General features: G+C 51.0%; 19 protein-coding genes. All 19 read right to left on the bottom strand.

Annotation, left to right across the window (positions count from 1 at the left end; genetic code table 11):
- Positions 1–7 precede the first annotated feature (7 nt).
- Entirely contained in the window at positions 8–865 is an 858-nt protein-coding gene (locus QY332_10240; protein ID WKZ38308.1) for an RcpC/CpaB family pilus assembly protein, read from the bottom strand.
- 23 nt (positions 866–888) lie between these two features.
- Positions 889–1,110: a hypothetical protein gene (locus QY332_10235; protein WKZ38307.1), complete on the bottom strand. Its 222-nt coding sequence runs from the start codon at positions 1,108–1,110 to the stop codon at positions 889–891.
- Between the two features lie 8 nt (positions 1,111–1,118).
- A complete protein-coding gene (locus tag QY332_10230) occupies positions 1,119–1,244 on the bottom strand; it encodes a hypothetical protein (GenBank protein ID WKZ38306.1) in 126 nt (41 codons plus the stop codon).
- Between the two features lie 98 nt (positions 1,245–1,342).
- A complete protein-coding gene (locus QY332_10225) occupies positions 1,343–4,603 on the bottom strand; it encodes a serine-rich protein (GenBank protein WKZ38305.1) in 3,261 nt (1,086 codons plus the stop codon).
- A gap of 4 nt (positions 4,604–4,607) precedes the next feature.
- Positions 4,608–5,159: a hypothetical protein gene (locus QY332_10220; protein WKZ38304.1), complete on the bottom strand. Its 552-nt coding sequence runs from the start codon at positions 5,157–5,159 to the stop codon at positions 4,608–4,610.
- A 106-nt stretch (positions 5,160–5,265) separates the two neighbouring features.
- The gene (locus QY332_10215; protein WKZ38303.1) at positions 5,266–6,624 is read right to left on the bottom strand and encodes a hypothetical protein; all 1,359 of its coding nucleotides are present in this window, start codon (positions 6,622–6,624) and stop codon (positions 5,266–5,268) included.
- On the bottom strand, positions 6,605–7,114 hold the full coding sequence (locus QY332_10210) for a hypothetical protein (protein WKZ38302.1): 510 nt from the start codon (positions 7,112–7,114) through the stop codon (positions 6,605–6,607). The genes QY332_10215 and QY332_10210 overlap by 20 nt, the downstream gene beginning before the upstream one ends.
- 2 nt (positions 7,115–7,116) lie before the next feature.
- Complete coding sequence (locus tag QY332_10205) at positions 7,117–7,539, bottom strand: hypothetical protein (protein WKZ38301.1); 423 nt, start codon at positions 7,537–7,539, stop codon at positions 7,117–7,119.
- 150 nt (positions 7,540–7,689) lie between these two features.
- Positions 7,690–8,283: a hypothetical protein gene (locus tag QY332_10200; GenBank protein ID WKZ38300.1), complete on the bottom strand. Its 594-nt coding sequence runs from the start codon at positions 8,281–8,283 to the stop codon at positions 7,690–7,692.
- A gap of 157 nt (positions 8,284–8,440) precedes the next feature.
- Entirely contained in the window at positions 8,441–8,608 is a 168-nt protein-coding gene (locus tag QY332_10195) for a hypothetical protein (protein WKZ38299.1), read from the bottom strand.
- Positions 8,609–8,610: 2 nt separating this feature from the next.
- Positions 8,611–9,633 (bottom strand): DUF4917 family protein, encoded by a 1,023-nt coding sequence (locus QY332_10190; protein WKZ38298.1) that lies wholly within the window; start codon positions 9,631–9,633, stop codon positions 8,611–8,613.
- Between the two features lie 25 nt (positions 9,634–9,658).
- A complete protein-coding gene (locus QY332_10185) occupies positions 9,659–9,781 on the bottom strand; it encodes a hypothetical protein (GenBank protein WKZ38297.1) in 123 nt (40 codons plus the stop codon).
- A 25-nt stretch (positions 9,782–9,806) separates the two neighbouring features.
- A complete protein-coding gene (locus QY332_10180) occupies positions 9,807–10,475 on the bottom strand; it encodes a hypothetical protein (GenBank protein ID WKZ38296.1) in 669 nt (222 codons plus the stop codon).
- Positions 10,476–10,524: 49 nt separating this feature from the next.
- On the bottom strand, positions 10,525–12,990 hold the full coding sequence (locus QY332_10175) for an N-6 DNA methylase (GenBank protein WKZ38295.1): 2,466 nt from the start codon (positions 12,988–12,990) through the stop codon (positions 10,525–10,527).
- Positions 12,991–13,282: 292 nt separating this feature from the next.
- Positions 13,283–14,140, bottom strand: coding sequence for an IS3 family transposase (locus QY332_10170; GenBank protein ID WKZ38294.1), 858 nt, complete (start codon positions 14,138–14,140; stop codon positions 13,283–13,285).
- Between the two features lie 16 nt (positions 14,141–14,156).
- A complete protein-coding gene (locus QY332_10165) occupies positions 14,157–14,456 on the bottom strand; it encodes a transposase (protein WKZ38293.1) in 300 nt (99 codons plus the stop codon).
- A gap of 61 nt (positions 14,457–14,517) precedes the next feature.
- Positions 14,518–15,228, bottom strand: a complete 711-nt coding sequence (locus QY332_10160) for a toll/interleukin-1 receptor domain-containing protein (GenBank protein ID WKZ38292.1) — start codon at positions 15,226–15,228, stop codon at positions 14,518–14,520.
- A gap of 18 nt (positions 15,229–15,246) precedes the next feature.
- Positions 15,247–17,772, bottom strand: coding sequence for a DEAD/DEAH box helicase family protein (locus QY332_10155; GenBank protein WKZ38291.1), 2,526 nt, complete (start codon positions 17,770–17,772; stop codon positions 15,247–15,249).
- 389 nt (positions 17,773–18,161) lie between these two features.
- On the bottom strand, positions 18,162–19,037 hold the full coding sequence (locus QY332_10150) for a thermonuclease family protein (GenBank protein WKZ38290.1): 876 nt from the start codon (positions 19,035–19,037) through the stop codon (positions 18,162–18,164).
- Between the last annotated feature and the right edge of the window lie 156 nt (positions 19,038–19,193).

The following is a 19,193-nucleotide window of genomic DNA, read 5'->3' as shown; positions in this document are numbered from 1 at the left end:
CTGTTCCCTACGGGCTGGGGGTGGCGGTGATATAAATCACGCCGCCCGGCTGTGTGGGCGAATGGGTGGGAGTTGGTTGCGGCGTTTTGACCAGGTCGGGAAGCCAAAGCCCTGGACTGGTAAATTGGACGGCGTTCTCGCCCGGCATCAGATACAACGTCACGGTGGCGCCCGGCATGGTGTTCAGCGCGGAGAGCAGTTCCAGGGCATTCACGGATTGGGTCTCGGATATGCCGCCGTTTGTGGAGAAATCGTAAAACACGGTTTTCATATTGACGTCAACCGCCAGGACAACCGATCCCTCCCGCGCGCGGTCGTTCGTGTTTACCCCTGTCAGCAGATTGCCGCCCGCCTGGGGCGTCGCATTGGATGGCACAACGTTCGCCTCCATGCTTGCGGAAAAACGCGGATCAATATACAGAACGCGCAGCCCCTCGATGGTTGCCTTGGAATACATGCCCGTATTATTCGCGTCGTCCTGCGGGATCGATGCCACAACGCCAACGAGCTGTCCGGGCGATAATACGCCGCTTACTCCTGTGGCGTCCGTAATGTAGAGGGACACCCCGCGCTCATAGGGTTCGAGGTTCAGCAGGGTTCCCAACTGGGAGGCGCGGATCACGTCGCCCTGACCGCGATCGATGCGCAGCGGCTGCCCGATGACCAGATCGGCATTCGGAATGGCGTCCGGGGGCAGCATGTCCGCCGAAACTGCGCGTACTTCGACGTCCCCTTGGAGAATCGTGTGTCCCGCCTTCAGGTCGCGGGTCGCCACGGCCACCCGCCTCGACGGTTCGGGAAGCAGGATAATATAGGCGACAAAAAACAACAGCCCCGCCATGAGTAGTGGAAATAGTTTTTTCATGGTTGTTCCTTGATATTCATGATTTATTCCTGGGTTGGCGCATTGGCGATGGCCAGGGATTTGACCGTGTGCTCATCCGCCAGTTCGACGTTTAGGACCTCGTCCCTTTCGTTCACTTTCACGATCAGTCCGAGTACCGGCAGGTTAATGCTCTGCGTCATCCGCCGCAAAATCGTCGCTGCATCGGGAGAATCCGCGCTTGTGAAAAAGAAGGTGCTGTTACGCTTTTTTGGTTGTGTTTTCATAAGCTCCTCTATGGTTCCTGGTTAATACGCTGTGGGTCGGGCGCGACATGGATCGGCGTGGGCATGGACGACCACCACCCAGTACCGGACAATGGCGTTTCGGGCGTCGCTGTGGTAAAGGAAATGTTTTTCATGTCGTTTGTGTCTCTAACGACTGAGTTGAAAAAGGAAAACAAAACAAACACCATCAACAGGATGCCCGTAGTGAGGATCAAGATAGATTTATTCGGCCTCATATTCGAATGCCTCCAAGTTTTTTTTCGATTTCCGCATCCGCGGGCTCCGGCACGTCCAGCATCAACGGACGGAACAAAAACGGTCTCTGTTTTGTGCGATCCTGTGTATACGGGAAACGCCCGATGGTCATGCCGATCGGAATGTCATCGATGAAACGCCGCCATTCCTCGTCGCGGAAGCCTTTTTCCGAACGAGCCAGCGCGGAAAGCACGATGTCCTTGTCCTTCGAGTCCTTGATGAAGTTGATCATCACGTTGGAACAGGAGGAGATAATATCGTCCGCGATCAGGTGCGGCGCCTGGGTGATCACATGCAGGCGGGCTTTGTACTTGCGGGCGTCGCGGAACATATCCGCAAAACGCTGGGTCGCGGAGACGCCGCCCGACTCGTCGCCTGCCCCGCTGTCCTTTACGAATATCTTGTTGGCTTCCTCGTAAAAAATTTGAAGGATCGGCTCATCCAGGTTCACCTCATGCACGCGGCGGGCAACCATGTCCATGTACAGATGCCAGCCTGTCCAGCCAAGCAGGAAGGCCTTGCCGAAGTCGTCCAGGAACATGCCGCCCTCGATGATGGTGATCCCCCACGGTTTGGACAGGTCTTCCACCGGAATGACGTCCGGTCCGGGCGCAAATTGCCGCTTGGCAGATCCCTGAACAAGCGGATTCAAACGAAAAATGATGCCTTCCAGAACGCCCTGCAGGGTGGTGTCGCGCGGGTTGGCTTTTGCCAGCTTGTTGCCAACCTCGTCGTACAGGTGGCTCAATCCGATTTTCGAGGACCGAAATACGGCAAGTTCCTGCTTTTGACGCGCAGGCAGGTCGCGGACACTCAGACCGGGCTTTACGCCAATTACGCTGGCTTCGCTGCGATCCACCACCGGCTTCTTATTATCCGGATCATCCACCAATACGCCTTCCCGCAGGTACACCGTGCGAAGCGCTTCGAGCAATTCCTGTTTCTGCCGCTTTACGCCGAGCTTTGCAATCCCGCCAAATACATCCGCGAACGCGCGCCATTGGGTTTCAGGGGAAATGTTTCGCCCGATTTGAAGCGGATTCCAACGCATGGGGCGGGCCGCGTCCGGCCACAATTGCAGGATGTTCACATGCCCTTCCAAACCCGGCGCATTGAGCAGCTGCCTCCAGCCTGCGCCAAAGTCGAGCACCACCGACCGCAATTTCCAGCGGAGAGTGGTTTCATACGCCATGCGGATCATGGCAACGGATTTGCCAAAGCCGGTGTCGCCCGCCGCCATGGTGTGCATCAAACTCTCCGGGGAAAGCCGCACCTGCGCAGTCGTCAATTCGCCCGTCTCCGGGGAGTATTGATGCCCGATGACCACATCTCCGAGCATCGCAGGATCGAATCCCATGCCCTTTGGGATCTCCGCCATGACCGTGCTGGCAATGCCTTCCTCGAACAGTCCGGGCGCGGTGTAAGCAGCAAGCTGGCTTGCGGTGATCAGCGTGGCGTACTTGGTCCACATCAAACCGCCAAAGGGATCTTCCTCGTCGATGGTCGTCCAGGGAGTGAAGGAAAAAGCGTGCGTTCGAAGCAAACCTTCATCCGACTCCTCCGGACGGATCGTCATCACCGGGGTTGGCACGCTCGTGCCGTGAAACGCCTGCGGCACAAGTGCGTCCGCCGCCTGCGAACCGACATCGGAATCCGTGAAGATCCAGGCGTTGGTCATGTAGCCGCCTTCGAGGGACGCCTGGTTGACGACCGATTCAAGCCGCCGCAATACTTCGGTCAACCGTTCAGCCACATCGTCTTCCGTAATGTAGGAGCGGTTGATCGATACGCCGGGAAGCAGCCCGGTGGACAACGCCCCAATCACGCCTTCCGCGGAGGAACGTCCGAAGGCGTCCGACACCGATCTCCCTTCGGAAAAACTTTTTCCCCAGCTCTCACTCTCGCCCCAATTCTCGCTTGTACCGCGGCTTACCGAATGCGAGTTGGATTCGGACTGCGTAATCGTGTGGGATTTTCCTTCACTGGTTCCCTTCGAGTTGGTTTCGCTTTCCATGGTGCCCCTGCTGACCGCATGTCCGTGGGACTCACCGCTTGTCGAGGAGGACATTGTCGTTGTGCCGTTTGAACTGAAACCCGACACGCCGTTCGCCTGACCCGCCCCGATCGAAACGCCCTGAACCAGGTTTCCAATCAATGGAATGTCTCCAATGATGGATTGCCCAAGATTTACGCTTCCGCTCACACTATCTGTTTGCGACCACCCGCCTCCCGCCATCTGAGTATTGCTTTTCCCTGATGTGCTGCTCGACATGGTGCTGTGCGATTCTGTCTCGGTGTGGGACGTGCCCTTCGAGTTCGCCACGCCTTGGTTCACGCCCTGGGTCTCGCCCCATGACTCCGACGAGCCCACCGTGTGGGTATTCGTCTCCGAAAATGATTCGCCTCGGTTGTGACTGTGCCCCCACCCATGCGACGCGCCCTCCGAGACGGATTGCGACTGTCCCTGTATGGCGCTGACCCCGGCGCTTTGAGACTGGCCCAAAGCCGCCATCAGCGGGATGCTGAGATTGAAGCCGAAACCGATCGTGCCTTTTCGCCGCGAGGCGACATTGGACGCGATTTCCGCAATCCTGACCAGCGCGCTCGACATGAGCGGGCGCTGGATGTGTTCGGCCAGGATTTGGTAGACGAAGTTCTGTGACAGCTTGGACAGGCCGCGAAAGAGAATCTCGTTCTGCTCGCTCGCCAGATCCGCATCACCATCGTCTGCCGAGGAGCCGTCCGCTCCCGAACCTTTATGTCCCTGGCGCGGGTCGGGATGACCGAGGATCGCCGCAATATATCTGCTTTTCAAGGTGACAAACTCCAAATACCAGCGCAGCCAGTCCGAATTGGGCAGCGCAAGTTTCGATTGGGGGAAGTTGGCAAGTACCGCCGTAACGGTGGACGCGCCCACCAGAGCCTTATCCGCGGCTTCCGCTTCGTCGTTCCCTTCGCCCGCGGCGCCGTAATATTGCACGATTCCCACGTGTTCGGGTTTGTATATGCCCATCGCGGTGTACACAAAATTCACGCCAGCGTTATGCAGCCCGCGCAATGCGCCCCATTGTTTGCCCAGAAGGTCGTACTTCTCGCGGTCCGTCACAGGGATGACCGCCAGCTCGCGCAGGGCGACACAGCGAAAGAAGGTCCTTGCGCCTTTCTGGACTTTGAACCATGCGTATCGAAAATTTCCGCCCGCATCGAAGGAAAGGCCGTTGTCGAGGATCTGTATCATTTGACTATCCCTTGCCCCTTGCGCGAACCTGGGTGATCAGGTCTTCCGGACTGGACGGAGACGGCGGATGCGCCCAGATCGATTGGGCAACCCACCCCATAAACCCGATGGGATACACGTACAGGGCGATCCCTGCCAGCATATTCAGATAGCCCAATCCCTGCGCCAGGGCGGGATCGCCCGTCAGCGGAGTCGAGCCAAGTCCCATCGCCTTCCACGCGGCATATCCCAGGGAAAGCAGGGCGTATAACGCCTGCCCCCTCACCGCCGTCCACCTCTGGGAAATTCGATTGAATTTCTCGATGTACAAAGCCCCCCAGCCCATTGCGGACATCACCAATAGGAACAATGGAGCGGGCGCAGGGGAGGACAGGCTGGCGATCACGCACAGGACCGATGCGGCTATGGTCCAGGTACGCTGCTCACGCGGCGCGGTCGATACGAAGAAAAGCGACGAGACCGCCAGCAGGATCGCGTACAAGTTCCCCGCCGCGGAGAACACGATGACGAGGAAACCATTGATCACCCAGATCAGGCGTTCGGTCAGAATGTCCATGTCGCAAACAAGGAGGGTTCCAAAAGGATAAGCAGGCTCATAACCATGCACATCATCAGGATGAAGATGATCATCGTCGAAGCCCCGTTTATGAGGATTCGATAGATCATCTTATGATCGCGGTCTCTTTCAGCCATACGTCGAATGTGTCCACATTGCCGCTGAAACTGCGCGGGGCGGATACGGACGTGCCGGAAGTGTTTCCGCGGACCACCAAATTCCAAGTTCCAGGATCGGCAGTTTGCACGTTATTCTCGGACGCTCTCCAAACACAGGAGCTGGCCGAAGAGAAACCAATATCCGGATTTTTCAAATGGGCGCCGGGATAACGATTCGATAATTCATGCAGGATCCAGTTGCGGGACTCCTGGGACAGCGATGCCGCGCCTCGCGCGGACGCGATGCATTCGGGAAATTCCTGACGGACTTCGCGGCAAGTCCAATCTACATGTTCCAATCGGTAATTCGCTCCACACCCGTTTGCCGCTGGAGACCCTAAACTGTAAACACAGTCATTCACCTCTTCCAATTCGTAAGAGATGTACACGGTGGGAGCGACGGATGCCGAGAATTGCAGGTCGACGCCCCGCTGGGTTGGATCCTGTCCAACCACCAATGGATAGTTTGGAGCGGTCTTAGAGCCGTTGAATGTGATCGCGCCCGGAATGACACGGGGCTCAGGGCATTGGATGGGCGGCGAAGGCGTTGCTCCAGGCGGAGGCGCCGAGGCTACAGGAGGGGGCGTCAACAGCAAGGCAAGCTGCTCTGCCGTACAGCCTGCGGGAGAGAGGGCGCACGAGCCGGGCGTGTAAAGCAGCATGTAGGTATATAGATTGAGGTCGTTCAATGATGGGTCAGCTAAACTGGAAAGGAAGTTGAACAGCCCATCAGGATTCAAACTCCAAATACTCGTCTGCCCGCTCGCCAGGGCGGAGAAAAATGATTCAGGGCTTGTCGCGCCGCTGTTTCCCGCCGCCGAAATCATTTGCATCATCTCGGCGCTGCCCTGGTTGCCAAGGAGCGCTCCAAAAACGGAACCTATACCAGCAATACCGGTCGGGGCATCCGCGCCCGCATTGGGTCCGCCGGTCCCCAGGGTCGAGGCGGCGGAAAGAAATCCAGACTCGGAGGGGTTCGACGCCATGAAAAACAACGTGGTGGCGCTGGGCATCAACACCTGGTTGCCCGTCGGGGTCGTGTACACATGGTATGTCGCCGGGATCGGCTGTCCGAGCACGGTGGGCATCCAGGTTTGCACCTGGGTGACAGTGCCGTTATCGGTCAGGTTGGCGTAATTGATCGAGCCGTCGGAGTTTACGACCTCGCTCCAGGCTCCCGAAGGAGGCTGGCTGTCCTGCGCCCCCACCTGCTGACCAATACTGAGCAGCGCAAAAAGAGCGACAAGCGCGGATACTTGAATGATCCAAATTACAGTTTGAAGGATGCTACGGCGTCGGGTTTGCATATTTCTCCGTCTCCTGATCGAACAAAACGCGAATCAAAACCCAGTCTCCCGATTCGTTTTGGGAGACATGGGCGTAAACGGGCATGGGGTTTCCGTCAGGCGGAACCACCTTGATCAGCCATACCTTTGTCCCGTCATCGAGTTCGTCCGCAACCTTCACAAAAGTCACAGAAACCCCTCCGCGCGGCATGTCAAAAAGCGGCTTGGCATAAATCGTCTTGAAGATCTGGCAGCCATCTTTGGTCATGTTGGCGCAAACAGATTCCTCCCATGCGGACTGGTCCGCGCCCGGTGCGAAGATCGCTTTCACCGCGGACAGGGCGGGTTCATCCTCGAACTCACCCGCATGGACGGCGGGCTGGAAGAGCGAAAACAATCCATCCATCGCACCGCCCCAGTTCACACGAAACGCAATCGCAGCCAGTCCAATGACGACCAGCAGGATGATCGACGCCTTTTGTAATTTTTCCTTCGGAAGCACAAGTTCCATCGCTATTCTTCAATTCCAGCCACCAGGCGTCCATCCACCATGACCACGCGGTCAATCCGGTGGGAATTGGATTCGACGGTGGCATAGACTTCAAGCGATTCCAAGCGGTCTGGCATGAGCAAAACCAGTTCGAGCCGCCACAATTCGAGTCCGCCATTTAGAACAACAATCCGCTCGACAAAACTGACGTTCATGCCGAGCGTTCCCGCCTCTTTAAGGATCGTCCACGCGGCAGCTGCTTCGTGTTCCCGGAAGTACAGGCATCCCCCCTCTGTCATCGAAGCGCAAACAGCGTCAGCCCAACGGCCTTGATCCTCCTGGAAAGGGACAAGAATGTCCCCCGTCGCGGCGTAGGCGGACGGCGCCGCAATAAGTGCGGATACTGCAACAAGAAACGCAAATGCAATGTGTTGTATTTTTTTCATGATCTCCTCTCGTGAAATTTGGAAACAAAAAAGCCCCTTCGGGCTGAAGGGGCTTATGCCAACTGGGTTATTCGATTCTGGAAATTGATACAATGATCCCATTCAGGAACTTGCATCACGCGCTCAATTTTATCTGTATGTCTTATTCTGTCAAGGATTTTCGGTGGTGTTTGCAGAAATGTAAATAACCATCTTTTCGTCCAATTCCGCCACGCGCTCCTTCAACGCGGCAATGGTTTCGTCGAACTCCTCCGCCGATGGAATGTTGTTCCTTGACCAGCATTCACGGGATGGTGTTGTTCCGTAGCGATCCAAATTGTGCCAGATCAGGGTCTCATACGCCTCCCACATTTTGGCGGGAAAGTTCGAATATGTGACCTCGGTGGGAAACGAGTGCGTCGGGGACGGAGGGATGCCGTTCAATCCAGCCAGAGCATAGTGAAACGATTGGACGGGACCATAACCGAACTTGATCGTCGTCTCTAGCCAGAAACAGGTGGAGTAGCCGTAGTCTAGCGGGCGTTCCTTGCCCAGCCGCTTCACAGGCTTGTGCGGATTTTGCAGGCGGTATTCCCGCGCCAGGCGCTGATAGTCCCACCAGCGCCATTCCAGGAGCTGGTAATAGGTTAGTTCCTTGAATTCGGGCTTGTCGAACGGAAATGCGCCGCGCGCGGCAAAGCCGAGCCAGGGCGAAAGCAGTGTAACGATCACAAGGATCGTGAGTGATTTGATTAGTTTTTTCATGGTTTTTAGGATAAGACGAAGGAAAAGTTAAGTCAATACCCCTGATTCATGGAGCGCCCCTCTGTCAATAATCGTAGGACAATTGCCCTCAACAATTTATACATTTGAAGATATCAGTAATTGGCTAAAACATAGCTTTACCCTTCGCCCACCCTCTCTACCACCTTCTTGACCTTCTCCGCATAAATCCGAACAACTCACGATTCCCCTCCACAATGGACCGCTCGCGCTCCCCCTGCGGGGACTTCGCGATGCGGGCGACGATTTCACGCCTGACATCCAGCGGCGGTAAGGAAATTTCATAAGTGGCATCTCTGAATTGCATAATTACCCCCAAACATGAGCTGATGCAGCATCGTAGAATATTACGGCCAGTGGCTTCTTGGGAGGTCTACCTGCAGCAATTGTGTTAGTTTTATGAATCATTGCTGCATTTGTTGGCGAATTAGGGTCTCCGTACACGCTTACTGCTAATGCGCTGAATTTCCCTTTTTCGATCGCTTTTGCAATATGGTTATCACTTTCCGAGAAAGATAATCCATAAGTGAATAAAACTCCTGTAGTACTGACTAGGCTTCTGAAACCTTTGGAAAGATATGCACTGTGTTGAATCTTTGTGTATTTTTTATCGCTATCCCCTTCGCTCACAAACAAAGGAAAATAGTTTTGTTCAAGGGCTTCTCGGATTTGCTGAATCAATGGTTTTCCCACGTTGACCCACGTGTATTTTTGGATTTCTGTGCCCGCATCAAACAAATGTAATGCGCCATGTAAATAATGGACATTTTGGTCATAGCCTTTCTCGGGCTCCCAGGCGACATAATCTGTTGGACCGTCTTCAGGTGTTCTGAAGCCATCATCACATCTTATTTGTGGTTCTATCTCAGATTGCATTAGTGTCCAATAAAGTAACAAGTCGTAGTTCGTGGTGAATAGGTGATTGAAATGTGACATAAACCTTTTGCAGCTTGCATATGCGTCTGATGAAATACTGGAAGGAAGGTCAGGATGATTTTGAGCAATGGTTGTAACCAACACTTCTTTCAAACCATCAGCGTCTCGCCGAAGCCTATTAGCAAGCCTACGATTAGTGCGTGAGTACAATTCAATTAGTAGCGCTGCATTGCGTAGTGTTTGTACAACAAATTCAAAATCAGTGGTTCCTAGCACATCAAAAGCCCGTCTTGCATTTCTTGATAAGCGACTGAAATCAGCGCTATTCAAAATAGCATCGTAGGAAAAAATATCATTTCGCAGAGCCCTACTGAAACCATTTCCCATCACTAGATTGATTCTTGTTGGGTCGCCAGCTAGTTGAAGAGCATTTTCAAAAGTTAGTATTTCTGGCATTGGTTCCTCCACTATTGTATTTCTATTACCCTTCCCACACTCTCTCGATCACCTTCTTGACCTTCTCCTCATACAAACGGGTCAACTCCCGATTGCCGTGGACAATGGTGCGCTCGGTCTCGATGCTGGTGTGGATTTTTTTTACCACAAAACATTCCTGGCTTCTTCGAGATTCATTTTTCCTCTACTATGTGATTTACAAGCTCAGGAACTATCTCTGCAATATCTATTATCTGAACGGTAGTTTTTCGATACTCATAATACTCACGCACTATAGTAAACCGATTACTATATCGTTTTTGAAAATCAGACCACAGCTTGATATTGCGGCTCATTACACTTGTTAAAGCCCGTCCACTATTGAAAAATTTCATGGGGTATTTTGTATCGATAACATACAAGTATCTTTTCTTTGTAGTTTCGTGCTCAGCCATTTGGTAGAAATCTTTAAAAAGCGAATTCTGCCGTATAACTTCAGCGCCTCCCTGCCAATTAATAAACTTGTATTCAGCAATACGTTGATTGGTTTCCAGATCGAATTTCTTGCCAGTGTTGCCCGCGCCAAGCGATAAAGTTTCAATGACTTCCCCTTCTTGCAAGATATGGGGCAGTGAAAGCAAGATGCCTGTCGCGTGGATTAAAACGTTTATCTGCCCTGCAACCCGCTTCAAGGAAATAGCAGCGTCCAACAAGTTGGGGTTTAATTCAAGAGCAGCATAAGCAGAATTGAAAGATTCAAAACTAGAACCCACAAGTGTATGTTCTATTTCCGAGACATGCTTAGTAAGCGAATCCTTCTCGAATTCTTGTAAAATCTTTGCGGCATCCAGAATCGATTTCATTAATCCTCAATTCATCCAATAAATCCACCAGAACTTCTTGTTGCCATCTTTACCCTTCCCATACCCTCTCTATCACCTTCTTGACCTTCTCCACGTACAAGCGGATCAACTCCCGATTGCCGTGGACAATGGCGCGCTCGGACTCGATGCGGGCGACGATTTCGCGCTGGATTTCCAGCGGCGGCAGAGGAATATCGAATTGACGTAATTGGTCTAAATTCAAGTTCTTGAATACTGCTCCAACAGATTGGCTATTATTTGTATCCAATTGACTCATCAAATAATGATAAGCATATTCAGTCAGTATCTTTTCTTGATTCATATTTCTAAAGCCAGCAAAACCGTCATGGATACATGCGTCAATTGCCAAAATTGCACAAACCCCAGGCTGACCACTTACTGCCATAACCAAATCACCTTTTTTCATTGGGCGACTTTGCTTTGCACCTTCTTCAGTCAGGGTGTCAATTGATGGAGTTACATACATACCATCTCTTGTGACATCAGCAACCATAAGTCTTGGAATACCTCCACCATAAAACTTCGGATTGCTTCTTGGTCTTGGAGAACTACCGCGCACAATTTCACACAAGTTGTCGAGTTTTGCCACTTCCCAATTTTCATCAAATTCAAGTTCAATATCAGGCTTCCAGTTTTCAATGACCTGTCGTGCGCCACCTATGATGCGGTGATGGGCGGCGATTTCATCCACGAGTTGACGCTGGACTTCGAGAGGCGGCAGGGGGATTTGGATTTTATAAGCATCGTTACGATTCAAGCCAGGAACGCCTGCTTGTGTATTTACACTTTGCAAATCAAGGCTTTTCAAAACATGAAATAAATAATCTAGGATTACTTTGTCTTCATTTTCTAATTTGACATAAAAAGTTGTGTCAATCGGGAAACCATTCTTGTTTGAATAATGAACTTCGCCAGCAGAGCCTTTTCTGCCAACAACAAGAAATGGAGCTTCGATTAAGTATTCATTGTGATAACCAACAATTCCATTTGAACCAAAAACAGGATATTCGCCTTCAATACGGTTCTCTGCTTTTAGTGGTTTGCCATATTCAAATGTGCAAATATCACCAATTGCAACCATTGGATGAGTCTGCTTTCCAACACGAATCACTTCACGGTAACGGTCAGCGCTCAGGTTGTAGTCGTTCTCCTCCAGTTTGGAAATTGAAACCAGTAAAGCAGAACCAGTTTCGGGGGCGAAAGATGCGAGTTTTCCATCCAGTATCGAAGCCCTAAATGACTTCAAGACCTTTAGGGTCTGTGGCAAGTCATTCTTTTCAATCGGATTGCGTTGCGCACCTAAACTAAATCCGTCGTTTTCGACTTTGACAAACAGAACTCTGTCAGTCTTTTTGGCGAGCGACTTATCCAACAACAGAATGGAAGTCTTGACGCCTGAGTATGGATTGAACGCACCCGCAGGCAGAGAGACCACCGCCCACAGGAAATTATGCTCGATCAGATATTTGCGTAATTGCTTGTACGCCCCAGCCGATTGAAAGATAATGCCCTCGGGCACGATGATGGCGGCGCGTCCGTTTGGCGTGAGATGCTCCGCCATGTAATCCACGAACAACACTTCACTGCGGTTCGATTGCACCGAAAACTTTTTGTGCGGCATGATGCCGCCCTTTGGCGACATGAACGGCGGGTTGGCAAGGATCACATCGGCGGTATCGTTCCAGCGTTCTTCGCTGGCAAGCGTGTCGTATTCGTGGATCTGCGGTTTGACGAAGCCGTGCAAATACATGTTGACGAGCGAGAGCCGCACCATATCGGGCGAGATGTCGTAACCTGTGAAATTTTCGTACAGCCTTTGCTTGTCCTGCGCGCTGAGTCCCCCTCTCCCTTCCCTCACCCCCAACCCCTCTCCCTGAGGGAGAGGGGTTGGGGTGAGGGCTTGATTGACGATGTGCTTGTATGCCGAAATCAGAAAGCCAGCCGTGCCACAGGCGGGATCAAGAACCGTCTCGTTTTTTTTCGGATCGACCACCTGCACCATGAAATCGATGATATGACGCGGCGTGCGGAATTGTCCCGCGTCTCCCTGCGAGCCGAGAACTGACAGCAGATATTCGAAAGCATCTCCCAACTTTTCAGAGTGGTCATACGTGAAGTCGTTGATGGTCTTGAGAAATAATTTCAGCGTTTCGGGGTCACGGTAGGGCAGGTAGGCATTCTTGAAGATATTCCGAAAGAGTTCGGGCAGGTTCGCATTCTGGCTCATGCGCGTGATGGCTTCGCCGTACAGATTCAACATCTCCACGCCGCCCAAACGCGGGTCAAAGATATTGCCCCAGCCATACTTCTTGAACTCACCCTTGAAGAAACTCGCCTTCCCGCCCAACTCAACGGACTGCCTGTCCATATCGTCCATGAACTTGTAGACCAGCGCAATGGTGATCTGCTCCACCTGGCTTTTCGGATCAGGCACTTTGCCCACGAGAATGTCGCGGGCAGAGTCAATACGGCGTTTGGTTTCGGAATCTAACATTATTCTCCCATCAGTTCATAGTGGCTTTATTGGATTTGAGCTAAACCATAGCTTCCATTTATTCATTTCTTCTTGAGAAATTGCATTTCTAACTTTCTCAACATGCTTTTCCATAATATACCCAAAAATTGATCCCCATTCATATAAGATATCATCACCGGTGTCAGTTCCTAATCTCCTTGCTTCAATCTTAATGTTAGTACTTGTACCATGTTTGGGATCAGCGACTCCGAAATTTTCTTCGGTTATCTTATCATTGAGGTGGATAAGACTCTTTAGAGTTGAAAAAGGGTTAGTTTAAGGTGGAGTGATTTGTTAAGGTTGAGTCTACTGCAAGTGCATGGGGCTTGCAAGCCCCATGCACTTGCGCGGGCGTCAGGTAATCCAGCGCCTGGTGGGGACGTTGAAAATTGTAGAAACGGATGTAATTGGCGAGCTGTCGATGAGCCTCCTTTGGGCTGGCGTATTCATGCAGATAAACTTCTTCGTACTTGATGGTGCGCCACAATCTTTCAGTGAAAATGTTATCCACGGCGCGTCCGCGTCCATCCATGCTGATCTTGATTTCTTCACGCTGTAGGCGCTCCAAATATTTCGGGCTGGTGAAGTGGCTACCTTGATCGCTATTCCAGATTTCAGGCTTGGCTTGGAATAAAGCATTGTCCACGGCGGTTAGCACGAACTCCATCTCCAGGGTCTGACTGAGCGCCCAACTCAGAACATAGCGAGAATACCAGTCCAGCACTGCCGTGAGGTACAGCCAGCCATGCTGAAGTCGGATGTAGGTAATGTCGATGCCCCAGATGTGATTGGGACGCGCGGCGGTCACGTTTCGCAGCAGGTATGGATAAATCTGGTGCTGTGGGGCAGGTGTACTTGTGTGCGGACCTGGAACCAGGGCAAAAATGCCCATTTCGCGCATATAGGCTTGCACCGTTGGGCGCGAAACACCAAACTCAGGATGCAACTGAACGGCGATTTTGCGTGAGCCGTAGAATGGACAAGCTGTGTAGATTTCATCGATGCGCCGTTTGATTGCCAACTCTCGCGCGGAAGGCGGCACAGGCTCATAGAACAGACTTGAGTAACTGATCCCAAGTAGATCTGCCTGTGTTTTCAGCGGCATTTCTGGGTTGTCTTTTTCCAACATTTCCAGTCGCTCTGCTCTACTCAAATTTGAAGCCAGATTTTTTTTTCAGCCATGATAATTGAGCGCTCAATCGCCCAATCTCGGCATACAGTTCGTTGATCTGTTTTTCATGTTCGGCTTCACGAGCGCGTTCGCCTTTGCGATCATCCTCAAAGAGTTGGGCAAAGTCTTCCAGCGCTTGTCTTTTCCATTTGTGGATTTGGTTCGGATGAACGCTGTTTTCGGTCGCGATCTGTGCCACACTTTTGTCTTCTCGGATGACTTCCAAGACGATTTGTGCCTTTTGAAGAGCTGATAGGCGTTTTCTTTTGGGCATGGTTTTCTCCAGAAACTGCACCTTAATTATGCCCGTTTTTGTGTCTAAATTTCCTTATCCACTATACATCCTCAATGTATAGTATCGGTGGTTTTATTGAAATTGCATCTGTGATTTGAATCATTAACATACTTGGAATCACCCATGAAAATCCTGCGACTATATATTGATCTAAGCGAGCAGACAATTTATCATTTGTATTGGCAGTAATGTTAGCTTTAACAGAATAGGGTAATTTAGGACTGTGACTTGTTAATTCAACTTTGAAGCCATACAAACCGTCTTTTCTATGCCAATCAATGGCGTAATCGTTAAAATATTCTTTTATTTCTTCTCTTCCTTGAACACCCACGTCAGGAGAGTTGATAGCATGTATCAAATTCTTAAATCCAGAATCGTAGTTATCTCTGAAATCCGCGTATCTTTTGTCTCTTAAAAACAAGGGTATTTCACAGTTATCTAACAGTACTGGAAGTACGATAGTTCTCTTCTCTTGTAACTGCCTAGTTAGTGCCGCTCGAAGTTCTTCTTGTACCCACACTGAAGCAACGGAAGTAGAAGAAAGCACAACTATAAGATAGGATGTGGTTGTTATACCAGCTTCAATCTTCTGAAGTAAAGAATCACCAACTTTAATTTCCCATTCATCCCACCACACAAGAATTTGATTTCGGGCTAAATCATGTGCCAGCTTTTCTACAAAGCCTCTATCTGCATGAGAATAACTAATAAACACCTTTGGAGGTAATTTGAATAAGTTAATTGATTCCATTGGATTATGTTCCTTTGGTTATACAAACTGATTGAATGATACATAATCTTTTATATACTCGATGATCTTATTTCGTAATTCTATCGTCAAATTCCGTAAAGACTCACCGCCAGCATGGCTTCCCATGAGGTAGGCAAAATCTCCTTCATTTACTTTACTGCGAAAATCAGGCTCAAGGACATAGGTCTTGAAGAAATTCCTGGCTGGCGTAAATTGCTTTTCATCAGGCATAAAACGGCTATCGAATTTGTCAAATTCTTCATCAAGCATTTCATCCCTGGTCTTGAAATAAGGTTTCAGCCCGAAGATGACTTCCACGATCTCGCGCAGAGTAACACGGCGGTCAATATTCAAAGACCTGCGTAGTTTTTCAAGGTTGAAGAACTCCTCAGGCTTATCGAAGATATTTTCCTCGATGTGCTTGATGATGGCTTCCAAGTCGCCTGCTTCGGCTTTTTGTACAGCAAAGTCATCCTGCTTGATCTGCTCCTCGAACTTCTGGAAGTACATCCTGTCCACGCGCATGCCTTCAGGTCCAATGGCGGTTTCCCGCACGGACTTGATGGCATCGGGCAATGTGCTTTCAAAACCTTCCACGACATAGGAAACTCCGCCTGCGCCTGCCTCGCCGCCCGTTCCTCCAGTTCTGCCCAGGCGCGGCAACTTCAAGACTTCGTTGTAATTGAAGTCTTCCTCAAAGTATTCACAGTTGGCGAAAAAGTCGAATAATTTGAACTTATCTTTTTGTTGTGTGCCAATGTTTTTCTTCCATAACGGGTCGGTGATCTGCTCGGTGAATTCATGCTTGCGCGTGCCGCGTCCCTTGATCTGGATGAAGTCGGTTGGTGAGAACACGGGGCGCATGAAAGCCAGATTGAGAATATCGGGGCAGTCGTAACCCGTGGTCATCATGCCGACAGTCACACAGATGCGTGCCTTGCTGGTTTTATAGCTCTCGATAAAGTTTGCCGATCCGCGCAGGTTGTTGTTCGAGAAGTTGATGGCAAACTGCTGGGCGTCGGGTATCCATGAAGTGACCTGAACGGCAAAATCGGATTGGTATTTGCCGGGGAACATCCTGTCCGCGATCTCATTCAGCAATTGGGTGATTTTTGAAGCATGGGTCTGGCTGACACAAAAGACGATGCCTTTCCCGATCTCATCGCTGAGGGGGTCATGCAGGGCATGTTGAAGAAAAGTCTCGCAGAAGACGCGATTGGTGTCATCGGAGAAAAACCTTTTCTCAAAGTCACTTCGGATGAAAGTTTCTTCAACCTCCTCGTTGTTTTCCTCGTTTTCGCCCTCTTCTTCCCTGGGAACAAGTACGGCATACCCTTCATCGGAAAGCATTTTGGCAGTGACATCGGTGCGTGCATCCACCACGACAGGGTTAATGAGAAAGCCTTCTATGACGCCATCCAACAACGAATACCGATAGGTTGGTATGCCATTTTCACAACCGAAGGTTTTATAGGTATCCATCAAAACACGCCGCTCCCATTCGCGCGGGTCGTTTTGGTTTTCAGGATCGAAGTTCTTCAAGTAATCCTTGGGTGTGGCGGTGAGACCGAGTTTGTAGCCGATGAAATACTCGAACACAGCGCGGCTGTTCCCGCCGATACTGCGGTGCGCTTCATCAGATACTACGAGATCGAAATCATCTGGCGAGAAAATACGCTTGTACTTATTCTTGGACATGAAAGACTGAATGGTTGAAACAACGATTTCAGCCTTGCGCCAGTCATCGCGGTTCTCCTTGTAAACGGCAGTTTGATAATCTGTTTTCAAATAGTCGACAAAGGCTTTCTTGGCTTGGTTTTCCAGTTCGAGCCTGTCCACCAAAAACAAGACCCGCCGCGCGTTGCCTGTCCGCAGGAACAGCTTGATGACTGCCGCAGAGACAAGTGTTTTTCCTGTCCCTGTTGCCATTTCGAACAGAAAGCGGTCTTTACCTTGTTTAACGCTTTCTTGAATTGCCTTAATGGCCTTGAGTTGATATTCACGAAGGAAGCGAAGCTTGGGGTCTGATTTCCAAGAAGGATTGGCTTTGTAATTGTGATCTTGTGTGAGGACAATATAATCACTTTCGACAACTTCCCGAATTAGGCTTTGCGGGTTGGGCGTGAACTTGGAATAGCTCTCAAAAGAATCAGGGGAGGGGAATTTTGTAATTGGCTGTGGGTTGCCGCGCTGCGTATCCCAAAAGTAATGCGAATTACCGTTGGACAGAATAATAAAACGGCAGTGCTGTGCCTGGGCATACTTCCGTGCCTGTTCCTTCCCCGCCAGCGCATGTTTATCCTCTGATTTTGCCTCCAGAACGATCAGCGGGAAACTTTTCTTATCCAACAGCAGAAAATCAACAAATCCGTTCTTCGCCTTTTCGAAATTCTCCCCAAGCGCATCGACGTGGCTCTCTGTAATCTTGACGTTGTTCTCAAGGACAATATTCGCCCTGCCTTCAGGCGCGTCAAAAAATCTCCACCCCGCCTCTTTGAGCAGTTCATTGATTTTGATTCTTGCCTTGGCTTCTTTGTTTCCCATAACTCCTCATGGTGCACAGGACGATCAAGTCAATAAAACAAAAAAGCCTGCGCATCAATTTGCGCGGGCGGTGGGATTGTGCTATTATCACCCTGTCCGCTACGCGCCGCAATCGCGTAGTTCATTCGCCTCGCGGGATGCCAGTCTCGCGGGGTTTCTTACTTAAGTATAGGCGAAAGCGACCGATTTGTCGAATATGAGACATGGCAATTTTGATGTAATAAAAACGCCTCGAACTTTGTTTAGATCAGCACCTTTTGGTTTGCGTTTCCACCAAAGAAGGCGAGGTTGGCGACTCCGCAGAGTCAGAGAAGGTTGCTACCGCACGGATTGGCATTAGCGCGCGTCGGTACAGTTCCATTTGCTGATAAGGGCTCGGTAGGGGATGGTCATGGATACCTGCTGATCTCGATGTTTTGCGGGTTGTAGAGAACGCCAGGGTCGGGTTCGTTGTTGTTCCAGATGTTGCTGCCGAAGCCGCAATTGAATCCCTCGCCAGCCCCCGGTCCCGCCCAGACGCGGAGGGTTTCGCCGGGCTGGATGATGCCGCTGAGAGTACAGGATTGGCTTCCCTTTTCGGAGACGAGACGCCAGCCTGCGAGATTGATCGGTTCGCTGGATTGGTTTTGAATGTCGGCGTATTCCGCCACTTTATTGACAAAGGTAATCACAAGCGTTTCTTCGGGTGCGGTTGCTTCGAAAGTCGCCTGCGCCTGCCACATGCCCATGCCTGTGGCACGTGCTTCGTTGTCCGCCTGTTCGAACACGGCCGCGCAGGATGTATCGGGTGGATAGCGGAATGCGGTCGCGTATCCCTGCCTGATCATTTCATGGTTGATGAATGTGTCACCCACGAAGACGAAGCGCAAGATGCGGTCAAAGGCATCCCGTTCGGAGACGTCGCGGTAGAGGATCACGTCCTTTCCGGCGACCAGTTCGCTGTTCGTCTGTGAGGCTTCGCTGCCAAATGGCTCATTTTTTTCGGGAGTATCCATGCCGATGTAGCGAAGCGGGATCACTTCCCCATCGAGCAGGACTCTGATAGTGTCGCCGTCTGTGATGCTGACAACCATGGCGTATTGGGGCTCCTGGGCGCGGATACAGGCGTGCGCTGAGGTCGGGTTCGAAGGCAAGTTCTGGGTTGGGGTTGCAAGAACCAGGAGTGTTTCGGTGGGAGGCGGTGTGAGAGTCGGCACAAGAGTGTTGGAAGGTTGGGGCTGGTTTGCCCTGGCGGTTTGGGTGATCAATGCCCAGGCGGTCTGCATGGCGTCATCCTGTGAGAGCGCCGCATTAGGCGTGTTTTCTGGACGAGCAGCTGTATTATCAGATGGTGACAAGGAGGATACGGACCAGCAAAAACAGCAGGAAAGAATGATAAACACCACCGCAATGGGAGGCGCGTATTTTTTGTGGAGAGGCAT

The sequence above is a fragment of the Anaerolineales bacterium genome (genome assembly GCA_030583885.1).
In the GTDB taxonomy this organism is placed as follows: domain Bacteria; phylum Chloroflexota; class Anaerolineae; order Anaerolineales; family Villigracilaceae; genus Villigracilis.
The sequence above is the reverse complement of the archived record's forward strand: the minus strand, read 5'-3'. Positions and strand labels throughout refer to the sequence as shown.

Coding starts and splice junctions, on each gene's coding strand:
- QY332_10240 (WKZ38308.1), bottom strand. CDS start 865: ATGAAAAAACTATTTCCACTACTCATGGCGGGGCTGTTGTTTTTTGTC.
- QY332_10235 (WKZ38307.1), bottom strand. CDS start 1,110: ATGAAAACACAACCAAAAAAGCGTAACAGCACCTTCTTTTTCACAAGC.
- QY332_10230 (WKZ38306.1), bottom strand. CDS start 1,244: ATGAAAAACATTTCCTTTACCACAGCGACGCCCGAAACGCCATTGTCC.
- QY332_10225 (WKZ38305.1), bottom strand. CDS start 4,603: ATGATACAGATCCTCGACAACGGCCTTTCCTTCGATGCGGGCGGAAAT.
- QY332_10220 (WKZ38304.1), bottom strand. CDS start 5,159: ATGGACATTCTGACCGAACGCCTGATCTGGGTGATCAATGGTTTCCTC.
- QY332_10215 (WKZ38303.1), bottom strand. CDS start 6,624: ATGCAAACCCGACGCCGTAGCATCCTTCAAACTGTAATTTGGATCATT.
- QY332_10210 (WKZ38302.1), bottom strand. CDS start 7,114: ATGGAACTTGTGCTTCCGAAGGAAAAATTACAAAAGGCGTCGATCATC.
- QY332_10205 (WKZ38301.1), bottom strand. CDS start 7,539: ATGAAAAAAATACAACACATTGCATTTGCGTTTCTTGTTGCAGTATCC.
- QY332_10200 (WKZ38300.1), bottom strand. CDS start 8,283: ATGAAAAAACTAATCAAATCACTCACGATCCTTGTGATCGTTACACTG.
- QY332_10195 (WKZ38299.1), bottom strand. CDS start 8,608: ATGCAATTCAGAGATGCCACTTATGAAATTTCCTTACCGCCGCTGGAT.
- QY332_10190 (WKZ38298.1), bottom strand. CDS start 9,633: ATGCCAGAAATACTAACTTTTGAAAATGCTCTTCAACTAGCTGGCGAC.
- QY332_10180 (WKZ38296.1), bottom strand. CDS start 10,475: ATGAAATCGATTCTGGATGCCGCAAAGATTTTACAAGAATTCGAGAAG.
- QY332_10175 (WKZ38295.1), bottom strand. CDS start 12,990: ATGTTAGATTCCGAAACCAAACGCCGTATTGACTCTGCCCGCGACATT.
- QY332_10170 (WKZ38294.1), bottom strand. CDS start 14,140: ATGTTGGAAAAAGACAACCCAGAAATGCCGCTGAAAACACAGGCAGAT.
- QY332_10165 (WKZ38293.1), bottom strand. CDS start 14,456: ATGCCCAAAAGAAAACGCCTATCAGCTCTTCAAAAGGCACAAATCGTC.
- QY332_10160 (WKZ38292.1), bottom strand. CDS start 15,228: ATGGAATCAATTAACTTATTCAAATTACCTCCAAAGGTGTTTATTAGT.
- QY332_10155 (WKZ38291.1), bottom strand. CDS start 17,772: ATGGGAAACAAAGAAGCCAAGGCAAGAATCAAAATCAATGAACTGCTC.
- QY332_10150 (WKZ38290.1), bottom strand. CDS start 19,037: ATGCAGACCGCCTGGGCATTGATCACCCAAACCGCCAGGGCAAACCAG.